The 15500-nt window shown below is 71.7% G+C and carries 16 protein-coding genes; 6 read left to right on the forward strand and 10 right to left on the reverse strand.

Translation table 11 applies throughout. From position 1 onward, the window contains the following. Positions 1-40 precede the first annotated feature (40 nt). Positions 41-532 carry an inorganic diphosphatase gene (locus ACZ7HT_RS32180; RefSeq protein WP_471172344.1) on the forward strand — a complete coding sequence of 164 codons (492 nt, stop codon included), beginning with the start codon at positions 41-43 and terminating at the stop codon, positions 530-532. Between the two features lie 117 nt (positions 533-649). Next, positions 650-2302 carry a threonine/serine exporter family protein gene (locus tag ACZ7HT_RS32185; RefSeq protein WP_471172346.1) on the forward strand — a complete coding sequence of 551 codons (1653 nt, stop codon included), beginning with the start codon at positions 650-652 and terminating at the stop codon, positions 2300-2302. 9 nt (positions 2303-2311) lie between these two features. Here ACZ7HT_RS32185 and ACZ7HT_RS32190 read toward each other — a convergent pair whose 3' ends face one another. Beyond that, entirely contained in the window at positions 2312-3016 is a 705-nt protein-coding gene (locus ACZ7HT_RS32190) for a DedA family protein (protein WP_471172350.1), read from the reverse strand. Positions 3017-3253: 237 nt separating this feature from the next. Here ACZ7HT_RS32190 and ACZ7HT_RS32195 point away from each other — a divergent pair, with 237 nt between their 5' ends. Beyond that, positions 3254-3622 (forward strand): YbjQ family protein, encoded by a 369-nt coding sequence (locus ACZ7HT_RS32195; RefSeq protein WP_471172355.1) that lies wholly within the window; start codon positions 3254-3256, stop codon positions 3620-3622. Between the two features lie 24 nt (positions 3623-3646). Here the strand turns inward: ACZ7HT_RS32195 and ACZ7HT_RS32200 are convergent, their stop codons facing one another. Beyond that, the gene (locus ACZ7HT_RS32200) at positions 3647-4408 is read right to left on the reverse strand and encodes a MerR family transcriptional regulator (protein WP_471172358.1); all 762 of its coding nucleotides are present in this window, start codon (positions 4406-4408) and stop codon (positions 3647-3649) included. Between the two features lie 125 nt (positions 4409-4533). Between ACZ7HT_RS32200 and ACZ7HT_RS32205 the strand changes: the two genes are divergently transcribed. Further along, positions 4534-5808 carry an ion channel protein gene (locus ACZ7HT_RS32205; protein WP_471172360.1) on the forward strand — a complete coding sequence of 425 codons (1275 nt, stop codon included), beginning with the start codon at positions 4534-4536 and terminating at the stop codon, positions 5806-5808. 107 nt (positions 5809-5915) lie between these two features. Here the strand turns inward: ACZ7HT_RS32205 and ACZ7HT_RS32210 are convergent, their stop codons facing one another. The 4 genes from ACZ7HT_RS32210 to ACZ7HT_RS32225 all read right to left on the reverse strand — a co-directional run bounded on the left by ACZ7HT_RS32210 (position 5916) and on the right by ACZ7HT_RS32225 (position 9630). Then, the gene (locus ACZ7HT_RS32210) at positions 5916-6530 is read right to left on the reverse strand and encodes a PadR family transcriptional regulator (protein ID WP_471172362.1); all 615 of its coding nucleotides are present in this window, start codon (positions 6528-6530) and stop codon (positions 5916-5918) included. A gap of 23 nt (positions 6531-6553) precedes the next feature. After that, entirely contained in the window at positions 6554-7096 is a 543-nt protein-coding gene (locus ACZ7HT_RS32215) for a DinB family protein (protein ID WP_471172365.1), read from the reverse strand. Positions 7097-7237: 141 nt separating this feature from the next. Continuing rightward, positions 7238-8695 carry an aldehyde dehydrogenase family protein gene (locus ACZ7HT_RS32220; RefSeq protein WP_471172367.1) on the reverse strand — a complete coding sequence of 486 codons (1458 nt, stop codon included), beginning with the start codon at positions 8693-8695 and terminating at the stop codon, positions 7238-7240. Between the two features lie 62 nt (positions 8696-8757). Next, the gene (locus ACZ7HT_RS32225; protein WP_471172372.1) at positions 8758-9630 is read right to left on the reverse strand and encodes a helix-turn-helix domain-containing protein; all 873 of its coding nucleotides are present in this window, start codon (positions 9628-9630) and stop codon (positions 8758-8760) included. A gap of 340 nt (positions 9631-9970) precedes the next feature. On the opposite strand from ACZ7HT_RS32225, the gene ACZ7HT_RS32230 reads away from it, so the two are divergent. Next, positions 9971-10468 (forward strand): ATP-binding protein, encoded by a 498-nt coding sequence (locus ACZ7HT_RS32230; protein WP_471172375.1) that lies wholly within the window; start codon positions 9971-9973, stop codon positions 10466-10468. A gap of 54 nt (positions 10469-10522) precedes the next feature. Here ACZ7HT_RS32230 and ACZ7HT_RS32235 read toward each other — a convergent pair whose 3' ends face one another. The 4 genes from ACZ7HT_RS32235 to ACZ7HT_RS32250 all read right to left on the reverse strand — a co-directional run bounded on the left by ACZ7HT_RS32235 (position 10523) and on the right by ACZ7HT_RS32250 (position 14569). Next, positions 10523-10735, reverse strand: a complete 213-nt coding sequence (locus tag ACZ7HT_RS32235) for a DUF397 domain-containing protein (protein ID WP_063992029.1) — start codon at positions 10733-10735, stop codon at positions 10523-10525. 155 nt (positions 10736-10890) lie between these two features. After that, positions 10891-12960 (reverse strand): FUSC family protein, encoded by a 2070-nt coding sequence (locus tag ACZ7HT_RS32240; protein WP_471172377.1) that lies wholly within the window; start codon positions 12958-12960, stop codon positions 10891-10893. A gap of 107 nt (positions 12961-13067) precedes the next feature. Then, complete coding sequence (locus ACZ7HT_RS32245; protein ID WP_471172382.1) at positions 13068-14180, reverse strand: DUF2786 domain-containing protein; 1113 nt, start codon at positions 14178-14180, stop codon at positions 13068-13070. Beyond that, positions 14177-14569 carry a winged helix-turn-helix transcriptional regulator gene (locus ACZ7HT_RS32250; RefSeq protein WP_471172384.1) on the reverse strand — a complete coding sequence of 131 codons (393 nt, stop codon included), beginning with the start codon at positions 14567-14569 and terminating at the stop codon, positions 14177-14179. Before ACZ7HT_RS32250 ends, ACZ7HT_RS32245 begins: the two co-directional genes overlap by 4 nt. A gap of 73 nt (positions 14570-14642) precedes the next feature. Between ACZ7HT_RS32250 and ACZ7HT_RS32255 the strand changes: the two genes are divergently transcribed. Next, on the forward strand, positions 14643-15464 hold the full coding sequence (locus ACZ7HT_RS32255) for an NAD(P)H-binding protein (RefSeq protein WP_471172387.1): 822 nt from the start codon (positions 14643-14645) through the stop codon (positions 15462-15464). The last annotated feature ends 36 nt before the right edge of the window (positions 15465-15500 follow it).

Genomic DNA, 15500 nt, shown 5'->3' on the forward strand with positions numbered 1-15500 from the left:
TCGCGAGCATTCACTTGTGTTGATTCAGGAGGAGCCACCCGTGGAGTTCGACGTTCTCATCGAGATCCCCAAGGGATCGCGGAACAAGTACGAGGTCGACCACGAGACCGGCCGCATCCGTCTGGACCGTCGCCTCTTCACGTCGACGGCCTACCCGACCGACTACGGCTATGTCGAGAACACCCTCGGCGAGGACGGCGACCCGCTGGACGCGCTCGTCATCCTCGACGAGCCGACCTTCCCGGGTTGCCTCATCAAGTGCCGCGCCATCGGCATGTTCCGCATGACGGACGAGGCCGGCGGCGATGACAAGCTGCTGTGCGTGCCGGCGACGGACCCGCGCATGGAGCACCTGCGGGACATCCACCACGTGGCCGAGTTCGACCGCCTGGAGATCCAGCACTTCTTCGAGGTCTACAAGGACCTGGAGCCGGGCAAGTCGGTCGAGGGTGCCGACTGGGTCGGTCGCGCCGAGGCCGAGGAAGAGATCCAGAAGTCGTACGCGCGCGCCAAGGAGCAGGGCGGCCACTGAGCCCGCTGTTCTCGTGAGCGTCTGAAGGCGGTGCACCTCTTGGGGTGCACCGCCTTTCGCGCATCCGTCCGACCTTCATACTGGAATCCTGGATTCCCCGGGGATGAGGCGGAGAGCGTGGTGGCGGAGCCGGAGGACGGTGTTCCTGAGGACCGGAAGCCGCAGTCGGACGAGGCGCGGAGCGCGTTCGTGCCGCCGGCCGGGGTGGAGCAGCCCGCGCCGCCCGAGGAGGAGCATCCGACCTCGGAGTTCGCCCTGCCGCCGGGGACGACGACGGAACCGCCGGCCGAGCAGGAGGGTTCGGCGTTCGCGACGCCTGCCACGTACTCGGCCAAGAGTTCGCCGCCCGCGTTCACCCCGGCGTACGGGGTGCCGCTGGTGCGGCTTCCGCAGGACGCGCCGTGGCAGGACCGGATGCGGACGATGCTGCGGCTGCCGGTGGGTGAGCGGCCGGTGCCGGAGGCGCCGCGCAAGGAGGACGAGTCGGGGCCTTCGGTGCCGCGTGTGCTCGACCTGACGCTGCGCATCGGCGAGCTGCTGCTGGCGGGCGGGGAGGGCGCGGAGGACGTCGAGGCGGCGATGTTCGCGATCTGCCGCTCGTACGGTCTGGACCGGGTGGAGCCGACGGTCACCTTCACCCTGCTGTCCGTCACGTATCAGCCGTCGCTGGTGGACGATCCGATCACGGCGAACCGGACGGTGCGGCGCCGGGGCACGGACTACACGCGGCTCGAGGCCGTGTACCAGCTGCTGTCGGACATCAACGCGCGGGCGGAGGAGGTGACGCCGGAGGAGGCGTACCGGCGGCTCGCGGAGATCCGGCGGAACCGGCATCCGTATCCGGGCTGGGTGCTGACGGCGGCGGCGGGTGTGCTGGCCGGGGCGGCGTCGGTGCTGCTCGGCGGCGGTGCCACGGTGTTCTTCGTGGCGGCGCTCGGCGCGGTCCTGGGTGACCGGCTCGCGTGGCTGTTCGCGGGGCGGGGGATGCCGGAGTTCTACCAGTTCCTGGTGGCGGCGATGCCTCCGGCGGCGATGGGGGTGCTCCTGACAATGCTGCACGCGGAGCTGCTGCCGTCGGCGGTGATCACGGGTGGTCTGTTCGCGCTGATTCCGGGGCGGGCGCTGGTCGCGGCGGTGCAGGACGGCCTGACCGGTTTCTACATCACGGCCTCGGCCCGGCTCCTGGAGGTCGCGTACTTCTTCGTCGCGATCGTGGTGGGCGTGCTGTCGGTGCTGTACATCGCGGTGCAGTTCGACGCGCAGCTGAACCCGGAGGGGCTGCTGCGGCCGGTGGAGCGGCCGGTGGTGCAGATCCTGGCGTCGATGGTGCTGTGCGCGACCTTCGCGATCCTGCTGCAGCAGTCGCGGTCGACGGTGCTGTTCGCGACCCTGAACGGCGGGGTGGCGTGGGTGATCTACGCGTCGATATCGGTGACCGCCGGGGGTTCGGCGGTGATGGCGACGGCGGTGGCGGCCGGGCTCGTGGGGCTGTTCGGGCAGCTGATCGCCCGCTACCACCACACGTCGTCGCTGCCGTACGTGACGGCGGCGATCGGGCCGCTGCTGCCCGGTTCGGCGACGTACTTCGGGGTGCTCGCGATCGCGCAGAACAATCTGGACCAGGGCTTCGCGTCGCTGGCGAAGGCGGCGGCGCTCGCCCTGGCGATCGCGATCGGCGTGAACCTGGGGTCCGAGCTGGCGCGGCTGTTCATGCAGGCCCCGGGCGCGGCGGCGGTGCGGCGCGCGGCGAAGCGCACCCGGGGGTTCTAGGCGTAGGGACTACCGCTTGGCGTGGCGGCCTCGGGCGCCGCCGGGCGGGTTCGGGGTGCCGGGGGCGTCGTGGTCGCTGTGCGGCGGGTTCTTCCTGGCGTGGGAGCGGGCGCGGAGGAGCTCGATCGCGACCGGGATCACGGAGATCAGGACGATCCCGACGAGGATCAGCTCGATGTGCTTGTGGACGAACTCGACGTTGCCGAGGGAGGCGCCGAGCAGGGTCACGCCCGCGCCCCACAGCGCGCCGCCGATGAGGTTGAAGATGATGAACGAGCGGTAGTTCATGCGGCTGACGCCGGCGATGATCGGCGTGAACGTGCGGACGATGGGCACGAAGCGGGCCAGGATCAGGGACTTCGGGCCGTGCTTCTCGAAGAAGGCGTGCGCCTTCTCGACGTTCTCCTGCTTGAACAGCTTGGAGTCGGGGCGCTTGAAGAGGGACGGGCCGACCTTGCGGCCGAAGAGGTAGCCGACCTGGTCTCCGAGGACGGCCGCGGCCACCACCAGGGTGCACACCATCCACAGCGGGGTGTCCAGCTTGTGGGTGGTGACGAGCAGGCCGGTGGTGAAGAGCAGCGAGTCGCCGGGCAGGAAGAACCCGATGAGGAGTCCGGACTCGGCGAAGACGATGACGAGGACACCGATCAGACCAAAGGTCTGGATCAGATGGTCCGGGTCCAGCCAGCTCGGTCCGAGGGCAAGCGTGTTCACGGGCTTCCGGGCTCCTGCGGTCGGTGGGGGCTTGGGGACGCCGGCCCCGGGGCATGGGGACGGCCGGCCCCACGGCAGGGGACGCCGGCCCCGAGGTGTGGGGACGGCGGCCCCGAGGCATGGGGACGGCGGGCCCCAAGCTATCAACGCGGGCCGGAGGCGCCCGGTTCCCCCGGCCCTCACGGGATGCGGACCCCGGCCGCGGGCCCGAGGCTTGGGGGTCAGGAGGTGATGCCGATGGGCATCGACGAGTACGGGGGCGGCCAGGGGCCGCACGCCGAGGTGCTGGTCGTGACGACGAACGACGTGCCGGGCTTCGAGGTCCGGCAGGTGATCGGTGAGGTCTTCGGGCTCACCGTCCGCTCCCGCCATCTGGGCAGCCAGATCGGCGCGGGCCTGAAGTCGATGATCGGCGGTGAGCTGAAGGGCCTGACGAAGACCCTCGTGCAGACCCGCAACCAGGCGATGGAGCGCCTGGTGGAGCAGGCGAAGGCGCGCGGCGCGAACGCCGTGCTCATGTTCCGCTTCGACGTGACCGAGGCGGCGGACGTGGGCACGGAGGTGTGCGCGTACGGCACGGCGGCGGTGATCGCGCCGCGCACCTGAGACTCCGCCGGGGAGCCTGGCCGGTCAGGCCTTCCGGCGTTCGGCGTTCGCCCGGACGGACTCCCGGAGGTGTTCGGGCAGGCCGGGGTGGATCGACTCGTAGAACGCGTGGAAGTTCTCGTCGGCGACGTACATCTCCGTGAGCTCCACGTGGGTCCTCGGGTGGCACTCGAAGAACCAGGTGGTGAGGTGGCGGCGGTGGGCCTCGGCGAGGTCCATCGCCTCCTCGGACCGCGGGTCGCGGCCCTCGTCCATCAGGGCGGCGTAGGCCGCGCCCCAGGCGTCGACCTCGTCCTTCATCCGCTGCCAGTCCTCCTTGGAGTACTGGGCGGCGCGGGCCTGTGCCTGCTCGTGCGAGTAGGAGCCGCCCCAGCGGCGGGCGGACTCCTCCGCGTACCGCTCGGGGTCCTTGTCCCCGAAGACCTCGAACTTCTCCTCGGGTGTGAGGTTGATGCCCATCTTCTTCGCCTCCATGGCGTGCTCGACGGCCGCCGCCATCCTCTGGAGCTCGCCGATCCGCGCGGTCAGCAGCGTGTGCCGGCGCCGCAGGTGTTCCTGCGGGTCGGCGTGCGGGTCGTCGAGGAGGGCGGCGACCTCTTCGAGGGGGAAGCCGAGCTCCCGGTAGAACAGGATCTGCTGGAGCCGGTCGAGGTCCGCGTCGTCGTAGCGGCGGTGGCCCGCCGTGCTGCGGCCGCCCGGTGAGAGCAGCCCGATCGCGTCGTAGTGGTGCAGGGTGCGCACCGTGACCCCGGCGAAGCCGGCCACCTGTCCCACGGAGTAGCCCATCGGCCGTCCGCCCTTTCTCTGTCGGTACGCCGTTCAGCCTGGGTCCTGACGCGACGTGAGGTGCAAGTCCCGGCTTGGGCGTTGTCCGGGATGTTGTGCGGCATTTGCTCACTTATGGTGGGCCGGTGGCCACCGATCAAGCTCCGCCTCCCGTCGAGTCGCCCGCCCGGCTCCTGCTCCCCCAGATCCTGCCCGCGCTCCTCGTCGGGGTGGGCGCGAGCCTGCTGTTCCTCGGGGTCAGCGCCCTCGCGGAGAAGTTCCAGCACGTGCTGTGGAACAACCTGCCGGAGGCGCTCGGCATCGGGAACTACTCCTCCCTGTGGATCATCATCATGCTCACGGCGACGGGCGTAGCCGTGGGTCTGATCGTGTGGAAGGTGCCCGGCCACGCGGGCCCCGACCCGTCCTCGGAGGGGCTCGGCGGGGCGCCGCTCGCCCCCGCGGTGGTGCCGGGGCTGCTGCTCGCGAGCACCTTCATGCTGGCCGGCGGAGTCAGCCTCGGCCCCGAGAACCCGATCATCGCCACCAACATCGCGCTCGCCTACTGGCTGGGCCGCAAGGCGGCACCCGCCGCGCCGGGCGCGGCCTGGGTCGCGCTGGCCTCGGCCGCCACCATCGGCGCCCTCTTCGGCACTCCGGTGGCGGCCGCCCTCGTCCTCTCCGAGGCCCTGGCGGGCCAGCCGGGCCGCGGTTCGCTCTGGGACCGGCTGTTCGCCCCGCTCGTCGCCGCCGGCACCGGCGCCCTGACCACCCAGCTCCTGGCCCAGCCCAGCTTCGACATCGGGCTCCCGCCGCTGGACGACCCCGGCTTCGGCGACATCCTCGCCGCCCTGGTGATCGCCTCGGCCGCGGCCGTGTTCGGCCTCGTCGCCTGCTCTCTCTTCCCGTACGTCCACGCCGTCTTCCGGCGGCTGCGGCACCCCCTGGTGATGCTGCCCGTCGGCGGCCTCGTCCTGGGTCTCCTGGGCGCCTTCGGCGGGCATCTGACGCTCTTCAAGGGCCTGGCGGAGACCAAGGAGCTCGCCGCCTCCGTCGGCAGCTGGTCCTCGGGCGAGCTGATCAAGTTCGCCGTGGTCAAACTCCTCGCCCTGCTCGTCGCCGCCTCCTGCGGCTTCCCGGGCGGCCGGATCTTCCCGGCCGTCTTCATCGGCGCCTCCTTCGGCCTGTGCGCCCAGGCCCTCGTCCCCGAGGTCCACCCGGCCGTCGCCGTCTCCTCCGCCGTCCTCGGCGTGCTCCTGGCCACCACCCGGCAGGGCTGGATCAGTCTCTTCACCGGCGCCGTCCTCGCCTCCTCCCCCGCGATGCTCGCCGTGCTCGTCCTCGCCTCCCTCCCGGCCTGGCTGATCGTCACGGGCCGCCCCCAGCTCGAACTCGACCACGAGGGCCACGCCCTGCGCTGAGCCCGGCTCCCGCTCCGGTCCGCCGCCCCGCAAGCTTCGTAGTCAAACTTGACCAGTGGGCCGTGACGGAGCACCGCATGCCCTCGCGGCGCATCAGTCACACGTGATCATTTCGCGTACGGGTTCTCCTGGCCCTCCGCGAGCACCCCCACGAAGGCCTCGCCCTCGCCCGCGAACACGTACGCCCCGCCCTCGATCCGCTCGATCAGGCCGAGCGTCCACTCCTTGCCGGCGTCGGCCGAGTGGACCCACATGTGCATGATCTCGCCGACGTGCCCGAGCTGCTCCGGGCCGCCCTCCGGCGTGTAGTACCCGGTGCCCGAGGCCCGCCACTCGTCGAGCGCCCGCACCCGCCGGCGCAGCAGCTCGGCGACCTCCTCGCGGGGCAGGTCCACCATGAAGCCGATCGCCGCCGACAGGACGTCCATCTTCTGGTCGTACGCGGTCAGCGCCTCGCGCAGCAGCGCGAAGTACTCCTCGACACCGGCCTCGGTCAGCTCGTACTCGACGCGCGGCGGCCCGCCCACCGCGCTCGGCGCGACCTCGTGCGCGCGCAGCAGTCCCTGCTTCGCCATCTGTTTCAGCGCGTGGTAGATCGAGCCGGGCTTGGCGTGGGACCACTCGTGCGCACCCCAGTACTCCAGGTCGTTGCGGACCTGGTAGCCGTGGGCGCGGCCGTGCTGCTTGACCGCGCCCAGGACGAGAAGACGCATGGCTGACATGCTTCGATGGTAGTCAATATGGACTAAGCGGCGCCGTTCTCCTCGTCGATCAGGTCGAAGGAGCCCTTGCCGTCCAGGGACTCGCGGATGACGTCCGCGTGGCCGGCGTGCCGCCCCATCTCCTGGACCAGGTGCAGCAGCATCCAGCGGATCGACACCCGCCCGTCCTGGGGGAACCAGGGCGCCTCGGGCAGCGGGAAGGTGTCGTCCAGACTCGGCACGGAACGGATGAACTCCTCGGACTCCTTCGTCACGCCCGCCCAGAAGTCCACGATCGCCGGGATCGTCTCGTCGCCGACGAGCCGGAACGCGTCGCCCCAGGTCTCCTCGGTGCGCTGCCGCTCGCTCGGCCGCTCCTGGGCCATCCGGAGCCAGGCGAGCTCGACCTCGGCGACGTGCTTGAGCAGACCGGAGAGGCTGAGCTCACTGGCGCTGGGCCGGCTCGCCGCCTGCTCCTCGGTGAGGCCGAGGACCGAGCGGCGCAGCGCGGCGCGCTGGGTCTCGATGAAGTTGAGGAACGCACCGCGCTCGTCGCCGGGCTGCTCCGCGGGAACAAACGCCACCATGATGTCCGCCTTCTGTCGTCCGTACGCCGGTCGGTGTCGGTGTGGTTTCCCCGACACCGACCAACTTAGGGGCCATGTAGGCCAGATGCTGTCCTAGAAGGCTCCGGAAGACCCCGGAAGGCTCAGAAGCTCCGGAAGGCCCTAGAACGGGAAGCGACTGCGGCCGTGCTGGATCGAGATCCACTTCTGGGTGGTGAAGGAGTCCACCATCGCCTCGCCGTTGAGCCGCCCGATGCCCGAGTGCTTCTCGCCGCCGAAGGGCACGATCGGCTCGTCGTGCACGGTGCCGTCGTTGATGTGGATCATGCCGGTGTGGATGCGCTTGGCGACCCGCACGCCCCGCTCCACATCACCCGTGTGGACGGCGCCGCTGAGCCCGTACGGGGTGTCGTTGGCGATCCGTACGGCCTCCTCCTCGCCGTCGAAGGGGAGGATCAGCGCGACCGGGCCGAAGATCTCCTGGCTCAGGACCGGGGCGTCGGCGGCGATGCCGGTGAGGACGGACGGGGAGACCAGGTTGCCGTCGACCGTGCCGTGCAGCAGGGCCGTGGCGCCGGCCGCGACCGTCTGCTCGACGACCGAGGAGACGGACTCCGCCTGCTGGGAGTTGATGAGGGGACCGATGTGGGTGGCGGGGTCGGCCGGGTCGCCGACGCGCAGGGTCTTCACCTTCGCCACGAACTTCTCGGTGAACTCCTCCGCCAGGGTGCGGTCCACCAGGATGCGGTTGGCGGCCATGCAGACCTGGCCCTGGTGCACGAAGCGGCTGAAGACCGCCGCGTCGACCGCGTAGTCCACGTCGGCGTCGTCGAGGACGATCAGGGCGCTGTTGCCGCCGAGTTCGAGGACCGCGTGCTTGAAGTTCTGCGCGCAGACAGTGGCGACGTGGCGGCCGACCTTGTCGGAGCCGGTGAAGGAGATGACCTTCGGGACCGGGTGGGTGAGGAGCGCGTCGCCGATCTCGGCGATGTCGGTGACGACGACGTTCAGCAGGCCGGCCGGCAGACCGGCCTCCTCCAGGACCCTCGCGACCAGCGTGCCGCCGCAGATCGGGGTGTTCTGGTGCGGCTTGAGGACGACGGCGTTGCCGAGCGCGAGCGCGGGCGCGACCGACTTGATGGAGAGGAGGAAGGGGAAGTTGAAGGGGGAGATGACGCCGACGACGCCGACCGGGACGCGGTAGACCCGGTTCTCCTTGCCGTCGACCGGCGAGGGCAGGATGCGGCCCTCGGGGCGCAGCGCCAGCTGGATCGCCTCGCGCAGGAACTCCTTGGCGAGGTGCAGCTCGAAGGCCGCCTTGAGACGGGTGCCGCCGAGCTCGGCGACGATCGTCTCGGCTATCTCCTCCTCGCGGTCCTCGACGATCCGCAGCGCGCGCTCGAAGACCAGGCGGCGGGTGTACGGGTTGGTCTCGGCCCACGCGGTCTGCGCGCGCTCGGCGGCCCAGTAGGCGCGGTCGACCTCGTCGGCGGTGGCGACGGTGATCGACGCCAGCTTCTCCCCGGTGTACGGGTTGAAGTCGATGATGTCCCACGAACCGCTTCCGGGCTTCCACTCGCCGTCGATGTACTGGTGGGCCAGGTCGGTGAAGTGCGACATGGTGGAGACCCCTCTACCCGCTACCTGCAGTGCGACTGATGTGGCGTCATCGTACTGATGTATCAGGAGAGTTGGAGGAGACCCCGGAGAAGGTCCCGGCTTTCGGCCGGATCCGGTCCGTCCTCCTGGAGCTTCTCCATCACCCGCTGGTACTGGGCGACTTCCTCGCGCTTGTCGAGGTAGAGGGCGCTGGTGAGCTGTTCGAGGTAGACGATGTCGGAGAGGTCGGACTCGGGGAAGCTCAGCATCGTGAAGGCGCCGCTCTCGCCGGCATGACCGCCGAAGCTGAAGGGCATGATCTGGAGCGTGACGCCCGGGTGTTCGGAGATCTCGATGAGGTGCCTCAACTGCCCCTGCATGACGGACCGGTCGCCGTAGGGGCGGCGGAGCGCGGCCTCGTCGAGGACGGCGTGGAACTGCGGGGCGCGCTCGGAGACGAGGACCTTCTGGCGCTCCAGGCGCAGGGCGACGCGGCGGTCGATCTCGGCGCGCGGGGCGTCGGGCATGCCGCGGGTGACGACGGCCTGGGCGTACGCCTCGGTCTGCAACAGGCCGTGGACGAACTGCACTTCGTAGACGCGGATGAGGGAGGCGGCGCCTTCCAGACCGATGTACGTCTGGAACCAGCCGGGCAGGACGTCGCCGAAGCTGTGCCACCAGCCGGCGACGTTGGCCTCGCGGGCGAGTCCGAGGAGCGCGCCGCGCTCGACCTCGTCCCCGACCCCGTAGAGGGTGAGCAGATCCTCGACGTCCCTGGCCTTGAAGCTCACCCGTCCCAACTCCATACGGCTGATCTTTGATTCGGACGCGCGGATGGAATAGCCCGCCGCCTCACGGGTGATCCCGCGCGACTCGCGCAGTCGCCTCAGCTGGGAGCCCAGCAGGATGCGCCGCACCACGCTCCCGCTCGCTCCACTCGATTCGCCTGCGGTCACGGCTCTTCGCCTCCCCTTTACGGTGTCGAGCCCCCGTCGAGCCCCGGATTCTGCCATCAAACGCTTCAGCGCGTACACATTCGATTACGGAAAGGCGGCGAGTTCCGGGCATCCGGGCGCACAATGCGGGCACAGTGCGTGCGGATCGAGGGAAGTTCGCCTCATCGTGTGGACGACTTATGCACAGATTCGGCACGTGGGCGGACAGGTCCGGCGCGTGCACGTGCATCTGCCCTTGCATCCAGTGGACGCATTCGGAACCATGGAGCTCGCGCAGCCGCGTACTCGTTCGTGTTGTCGTGTTGTCGCACCACAGTCGCGATTCCCGGGAGTGCCTCGCATGGGGACGAATGGATCGACCGTGCTCGAGCCGTTACGGCAGGGCCTGCCGCCGATCGATCCCGGCGCCGTCTCCACCTCCGCCTCCTGCGCCCTGCCCGCCCGGTTCGAAGCCGTGCGCGGGGCCCGCAAGTTCACCAGCGCCACGCTCGACCGCTGGGACCTGACGGAGCGCTTCGACGACGTGGCCCTGGTCGTCTCCGAACTCGTCACCAACGCGCTGCGTCACGCGGTGCCCGCCGACGCGACCCAGGAGGAAGGCCAGAACCCGCCGGTCCGGCTGCACCTGATGCGCTGGGCCTCGCGCCTGGTGTGCGCCGTGCGCGACCCCAGCAGGGAGAGCCCGGAGGCGCGCGGCGGCGAGGAGGACTTCGCCGCCGAGTCGGGGCGCGGTCTGTTCCTGGTGGACTCGTTCAGCGACGGCTGGGGCTGGCACCCGCTCGCGGGCACGCTCCAGGGCAAGGTGGTGTGGGCGCTGTTCCGGATCGGACCGGAGTAGCGCCGCGGACAGGAGAAGGGCCCCGACGGAAACCGTCGGGGCCCTTCTCGCGTCTCAGACCAGGTGGTCGAACTCCCCGTCCTTGACGCCCAGCAGGAGTGCCTCGATCTCCGCGGGCGTGTAGACGAGCGCGGGCCCGTCGGGGTGGCGCGAGTTGCGCACGGCGACGTCTCCGCCGGGGAGTTTGGCGAACTCCACGCAGGATCCCTGGGAGTTGCTGTGCCGGCTCTTCTGCCACACGACTCCTCGCAGCTCCGTGGCCGCCATGCCGTTGTACGCGTGATGCGCATGATGCACTGGTAGCTCCCCGAGTTGCTTGGTGCAGGTGTCAACTTCCTCGGATCATAGCTGTGTTCATATGCGGATGCATGAGCAGATGCACGTGCACAGGGGGTGGCGTAGCGGCTACGCGACGGAGAGTTCTACCGGCGGGTACGCCGCCTCGGCTCCGTCAGGGCCGTCGTGAACTCCTCCAGGGACTCCAGGAGCAGGACCGCGCCCTTGTGGAGCAGGAAGTGGTCCGGCGGTTCGGCCGACCAGGCGGTGACCGTCTCGCGCAGGTCGTCCCAGTGCGGCTCCCGGCGTTCCCGTACCTCCTTCGCGCCCCGCTCCGTCGACCGGCGCAGGGACTCGGCGAGGGCCGCCGCCGCGGGCAGCGGCGGGGCGCCGCGCTCCGGCAGGTGCGCCTCCATGAGCATCGCCACCCGGCCGAACTCGGCGAGCGCGTGCTCGGCCTGCTCCACCGCCGCGTGCGAGAGCCCCCGGTGCCGCACCGGTTCGTGGGTCGCCCGCTCCACCGCCTCCTGCCAGGCGACCCGGGCCGCGCGGGCCTTCAGGACCGCCTCCCGTACGTCGGGGCCGGCCGGGCCGGCCGGATGCGCGTACCGCGCGGTGACGACGGCGGCGTACGCGCCCACCGACGCCAGCCAGTCCGCGAGCCGGCCGCGCAGCCGGGGCGTCTCCCAGGCCGGGTAGAGGGCGTACGACAGCATCGCGAGGAGCCCGCCGAGCAGGGTCAGCAGGACGCGCTCCCGTACGGTCTGGGTCAGGCCCTCGCCCACCATGCCGAGCAGGAAGACGACGTACGCGGAGACGAAGGTCTGCGCTGCCGCGTACCCCGTCCGCATCAGCAGGTACATGCAGAACGCGCACACCACCGCGAGCCCGGCCGACAGATACGTGCCCGGGTGCGCCGACTGCACGACCGCCGTCGCCAGCGCCACCCCGACCAGGGTGCCGCCGAAGCGCGCCACCGAGCGGGCGTACGTCTGCGTGAAGTCCGGGCGCATCACCATCACCGAGGCCATCGGCGCCCAGTAGCCGTGCCCGAACGGCAGCCACGTCCCCAGCAGATAGCCGGCCGCCGTGACCGCCGAGACGCGGACCGCATGCCGCAGGACCGGGGAGTCGGGGCGCAGTTCGGCGCGCATCGCGGCGAGGACGAGGGGCGCGAGACGGAGCAGGGTCGGGCGGGTGCGGGTCCCTGCCGCTTCCCCGGACGGCTCCGTACCCGGCTCCGCCGTCTCGACGACATCGCCGAGCAGCGCCGCCAGGCGGGAGGCCGCGCGGCGGGGCGGGCCCTTGAGGATCGCGCCGGTGTCCGGGGTACGGAGGGCGGCGAGGGCCGGCGGCGGCAGCGCGACCGGTTCGCCGTGCCGGATCGCGTGCGCGGCGGCGTCCAGGACGTCGGCCGCCGCGCCGAGCAGCTCCCGTACCCGGTCCCGCTGCGCCCCCTCCGCCGGCACGCCGACCGCCGGGTCCGCGAGCGAGGCCAGGACCGGCCGGATCCGCTCCGCGAGACCCCGCGCCCCGTGCAGCTCCGCCGGGCGGGTACGGGCCTGGCGCGGCGTCACGGCGGCGGCGCTCCTCGCCGTCATGAGCGGTACGGGATCGAACGGGGCGACCGGGTCGTGGCGCAGCCTGCGGGCGTAGTCCGCCTCCGCGGCGAGCGCGTCCGCGAGGGCGTCGCGCTGGGCGCCCCAGCGGCGGACCGGGAGGAGGACGACCAGGGCGGCCTGGACGACACCGCCCGCGAAGATCATGACGGCGTGGCCGGCGGCGGTCGCGACGGAGGTCGGGAGGGTGACCGTCACCAGCATGATCGCCACGTTGGAGGAGGCGATGATCCCGGCGGTCGGCCCGGCGGCCCAGACCAGGCCCGCCAGGAACGTCCAGCAGAGCAGCAGGGCGAGGAAGACGGCCGTGTGGGCGCCCGTGAGATAGCCGAGGAACGTTGACACGGCGAGGCTGCCGCCGGAGGCCAGGGCCAGGGTGGGGCGGGGCCGCCAGGAGCGCTGGAAGGTGGCGATGGCGGCCTGGAAGGCGCCGAAGGCGGACGACGCGGCGACGGCGGGGCCGAAGAGGGCGAGCGAGACGCCGACGACCAGCGCGAGGCCGAGTGCCCCGCGGGCCGCGACGGCGGGCTCGAGCCGCCGCCGCTCGACGGTGAGCCCGGAACGGGCGGTCTCCTTCAGCGCCCGGAACCAGCTCATGCGCCGAGCGTAACCACGAAACCATGCGAAACGGGTGTTTCACCCCGTTGTGGGCTGCGCCCCGCACGGGGTGGGCCGGGGCGCCGTCCCGGCCCACCCGCGCCGCCCTACGGCAGGTGCGGTCTGTTCGGGTGAAGGCCTGCCGCGTCGGCGGCTGTCGCGCCGTGCGTCCAGCCCGCCTCGTCCCACGCCGCGCGCACCCGCGTCGTGCGGGTCTCCGGGAAGAGTTCGTCCGTGCGGGCCGTGACCGCGACCTCCCGGGACGCGAGGGCCGGGAGGAGCGTCGGGGCCTCGGCGGCGACCCGGCGGGACGTCGCCGAGAGCCGGGCGCCGAGCCGGTTCGCGTACGCGAGGAAGAAGGACTGCCGGAAGGACTTCGTGCGCTTGCGGCCGCCCGCCCGCTGCTCCGCCTCCGCCCGCGTCATCGCCGCCGTCCCCTGCACGAGCAGCGAGGTGTAGAGCAGCTCCACCGGATCCAGGTCCGCCTCGAAGCCGACGACGGTCGAGAAGCCGTACGTCTCGTTCCACACCGCCCGGCAGTGGTTCGCCGTCGCGACCGCGTCGAGCAGGATCGCCTTCGCCTGCTCGTACGGCGGCTCGACCCCGATCCGGATCGCGCCCGGCGCCTCCGGGGTCGGCGCACCCGCCGCGAGCGTGGCCTCGTCCAGGCTGTGCCGGGCCATCAGCTCCTGGGCCTTGGCCGTCAGCGCCTCCGCCTCCTCCGGATAGCCCGTCGCCTCCGCCTTGGCGAGCAGCGCCCTGATCCGGGTGAGCATCCGGGGCTCTCCGGCCGCCGCCGGCGGCAGGGCCTCCCCCGGGACGGGTCCGACGGCGTCCAGGCGCGGCAGCCGGACCAGCAGCCGGTACAGCTCCAGGACGGCCGTCGCCCGCGAGAAGCGGTCCGCCGGGCGCCCCTCCGCCGTTTCCAGTGCTTCGAGCTGCGCCTGCCAGCGGTGCGGGAGCCGTGCGTAGCCGGCCGTCTCCGACCTGATCAGCTCCGCCAGGAGCCGTACGTGCTCGTCCGACAGCTCGCGGCGGGCCATCCGCGTCAGGTCCGCCGGCTGCCAGCCCCGCACCCACAGCGTCCGCACGAACTCCTCGCCCCGCCGGGACAGTTCCGCGTCCGCGCCCGGGGCGGCGGCGAGCAGGGAGGCCGCCGTGTCGAGGGAGCCGTCGTCGCTCGCGTACAACGCCTCGAAGGCCTTGTCGATCACGGTCATCCCGTCGTCCTCGCGTCCCATTCCTCGCGCGACCGGGCGATCACCGCACGGTGGTCGAGCGACCAGTCGATCAGCTGCTTGATGAGGTGGGTCATGCTGTGGCCGGTCTCCGTCAGCGCGTACTCCACCTGCGGCGGCGTCGTCGGGTACACCGTCCGCGACACAAGACCGTCGCGCTCCAGACGGCGCAGGGTGAGCGTCAGCATCCGCTGCGAGACGCCGGTGACGAGCCGCTGGAGCTCCCTGAACCTCCGTGGCCCGGCGGCGAGTTCGACGACCACGTGCACCGTCCACTTGTCGCCGAGCCGGTCCTGGACGTCCCGCACCCCGCAGTCCTCGGCGCAGCTCACCAGGGGCTCGGTGGTTACCTCCGTGTGCCCTTCCGACATGAATGTGCCTCCTTCCGCGATCTTCCACGTCCGCTCACGATGGTCTCAGCCGTCACGCTCTCTGGAGGAATCCATGCTGCTCGTCACCGGCGTCTCCGGCGCCCTCGGCTCACTCGTCGCCGAACGGCTCGCCGGGCGCGACGACGTCGTCCTCGGCACCCGCGCCGGGCTTCCCGGCACCCGCCGCCTCGACTTCGACGCGCCGGAGACCCTCCCGGAGGCCTTCGCCGACGTGGACACCCTGCTCCTGATATCCGCCGGGTACGGGGAGGACGACGTCGTCGTCGCCCGCCACGAGGCCGCGATCTCCGCCGCCGAGGCCGCCGGTGTCCGGCACGTCGTCTACACGAGCCTCTCCGGCGACGGCGACCACCTCGCGTACGCGCTCGCGCACCGCTGGACCGAGCGGCGGCTGACGCGGTCCACGACCCTCGACTGGACGATCCTCCGCAACGGCCTCTACGCCGAGCTCCTGACGTGGATCGCGACCCCCGACGCGCAGCACCGCATCACGGGTCCGCTCGGCGAGGGCCGCCTCGCCGCCGTCGCCCGCGCGGACCTCGCCGACATCGCCGTCACCGTCGCCACGGACCCGGCCGCGCACCGGAACCGGGTGTACGAGCTCGTCGGCGAGCGCCCCCTCGGCGGCGCCGACCTGGCGGCGGCCCTGGGCGCCGAGTACGCCCCCGGCACCCTCGCGGACGCCCGCACCGCGCTCGCCGCCTCCGGGGCCGTGCCCTTCCAGGTGCCGATGCTGGCGAGCACGTACTCGGCGATCGCCCACGGCTTCCTGGACGGTACGGGCGTGCAGCGCGGCGACCTGCGCGCGCTGCTCGGCGGGCGCGAACCGCTCGACGCGCTTGAGGTGTTCGTGAAGGCGGTACGGGAGGGGTAGGGGTAGGGGCAGCACTACCCCTGGGACGCCCGTTGG

The organism is Streptomyces sp. NPDC037410, from assembly GCF_055602235.1.

Bases quoted from the DNA above. Each gene is read 5' to 3' on its own strand.
- ACZ7HT_RS32195 (WP_471172355.1), top strand. From the start codon at position 3,254: ATGGGCATCGACGAGTACGGGGGCGGCCAGGGGCCGCACGCCGAGGTG.
- ACZ7HT_RS32200 (WP_471172358.1), bottom strand. From the start codon at position 4,408: ATGGGCTACTCCGTGGGACAGGTGGCCGGCTTCGCCGGGGTCACGGTG.
- ACZ7HT_RS32210 (WP_471172362.1), bottom strand. From the start codon at position 6,530: ATGTCAGCCATGCGTCTTCTCGTCCTGGGCGCGGTCAAGCAGCACGGC.
- ACZ7HT_RS32215 (WP_471172365.1), bottom strand. From the start codon at position 7,096: ATGGTGGCGTTTGTTCCCGCGGAGCAGCCCGGCGACGAGCGCGGTGCG.
- ACZ7HT_RS32220 (WP_471172367.1), bottom strand. From the start codon at position 8,695: ATGTCGCACTTCACCGACCTGGCCCACCAGTACATCGACGGCGAGTGG.
- ACZ7HT_RS32230 (WP_471172375.1), top strand. From the start codon at position 9,971: ATGGGGACGAATGGATCGACCGTGCTCGAGCCGTTACGGCAGGGCCTG.
- ACZ7HT_RS32235 (WP_063992029.1), bottom strand. From the start codon at position 10,735: ATGGCGGCCACGGAGCTGCGAGGAGTCGTGTGGCAGAAGAGCCGGCAC.
- ACZ7HT_RS32240 (WP_471172377.1), bottom strand. From the start codon at position 12,960: ATGAGCTGGTTCCGGGCGCTGAAGGAGACCGCCCGTTCCGGGCTCACC.
- ACZ7HT_RS32245 (WP_471172382.1), bottom strand. From the start codon at position 14,180: ATGACCGTGATCGACAAGGCCTTCGAGGCGTTGTACGCGAGCGACGAC.
- ACZ7HT_RS32250 (WP_471172384.1), bottom strand. From the start codon at position 14,569: ATGTCGGAAGGGCACACGGAGGTAACCACCGAGCCCCTGGTGAGCTGC.
- ACZ7HT_RS32255 (WP_471172387.1), top strand. From the start codon at position 14,643: ATGCTGCTCGTCACCGGCGTCTCCGGCGCCCTCGGCTCACTCGTCGCC.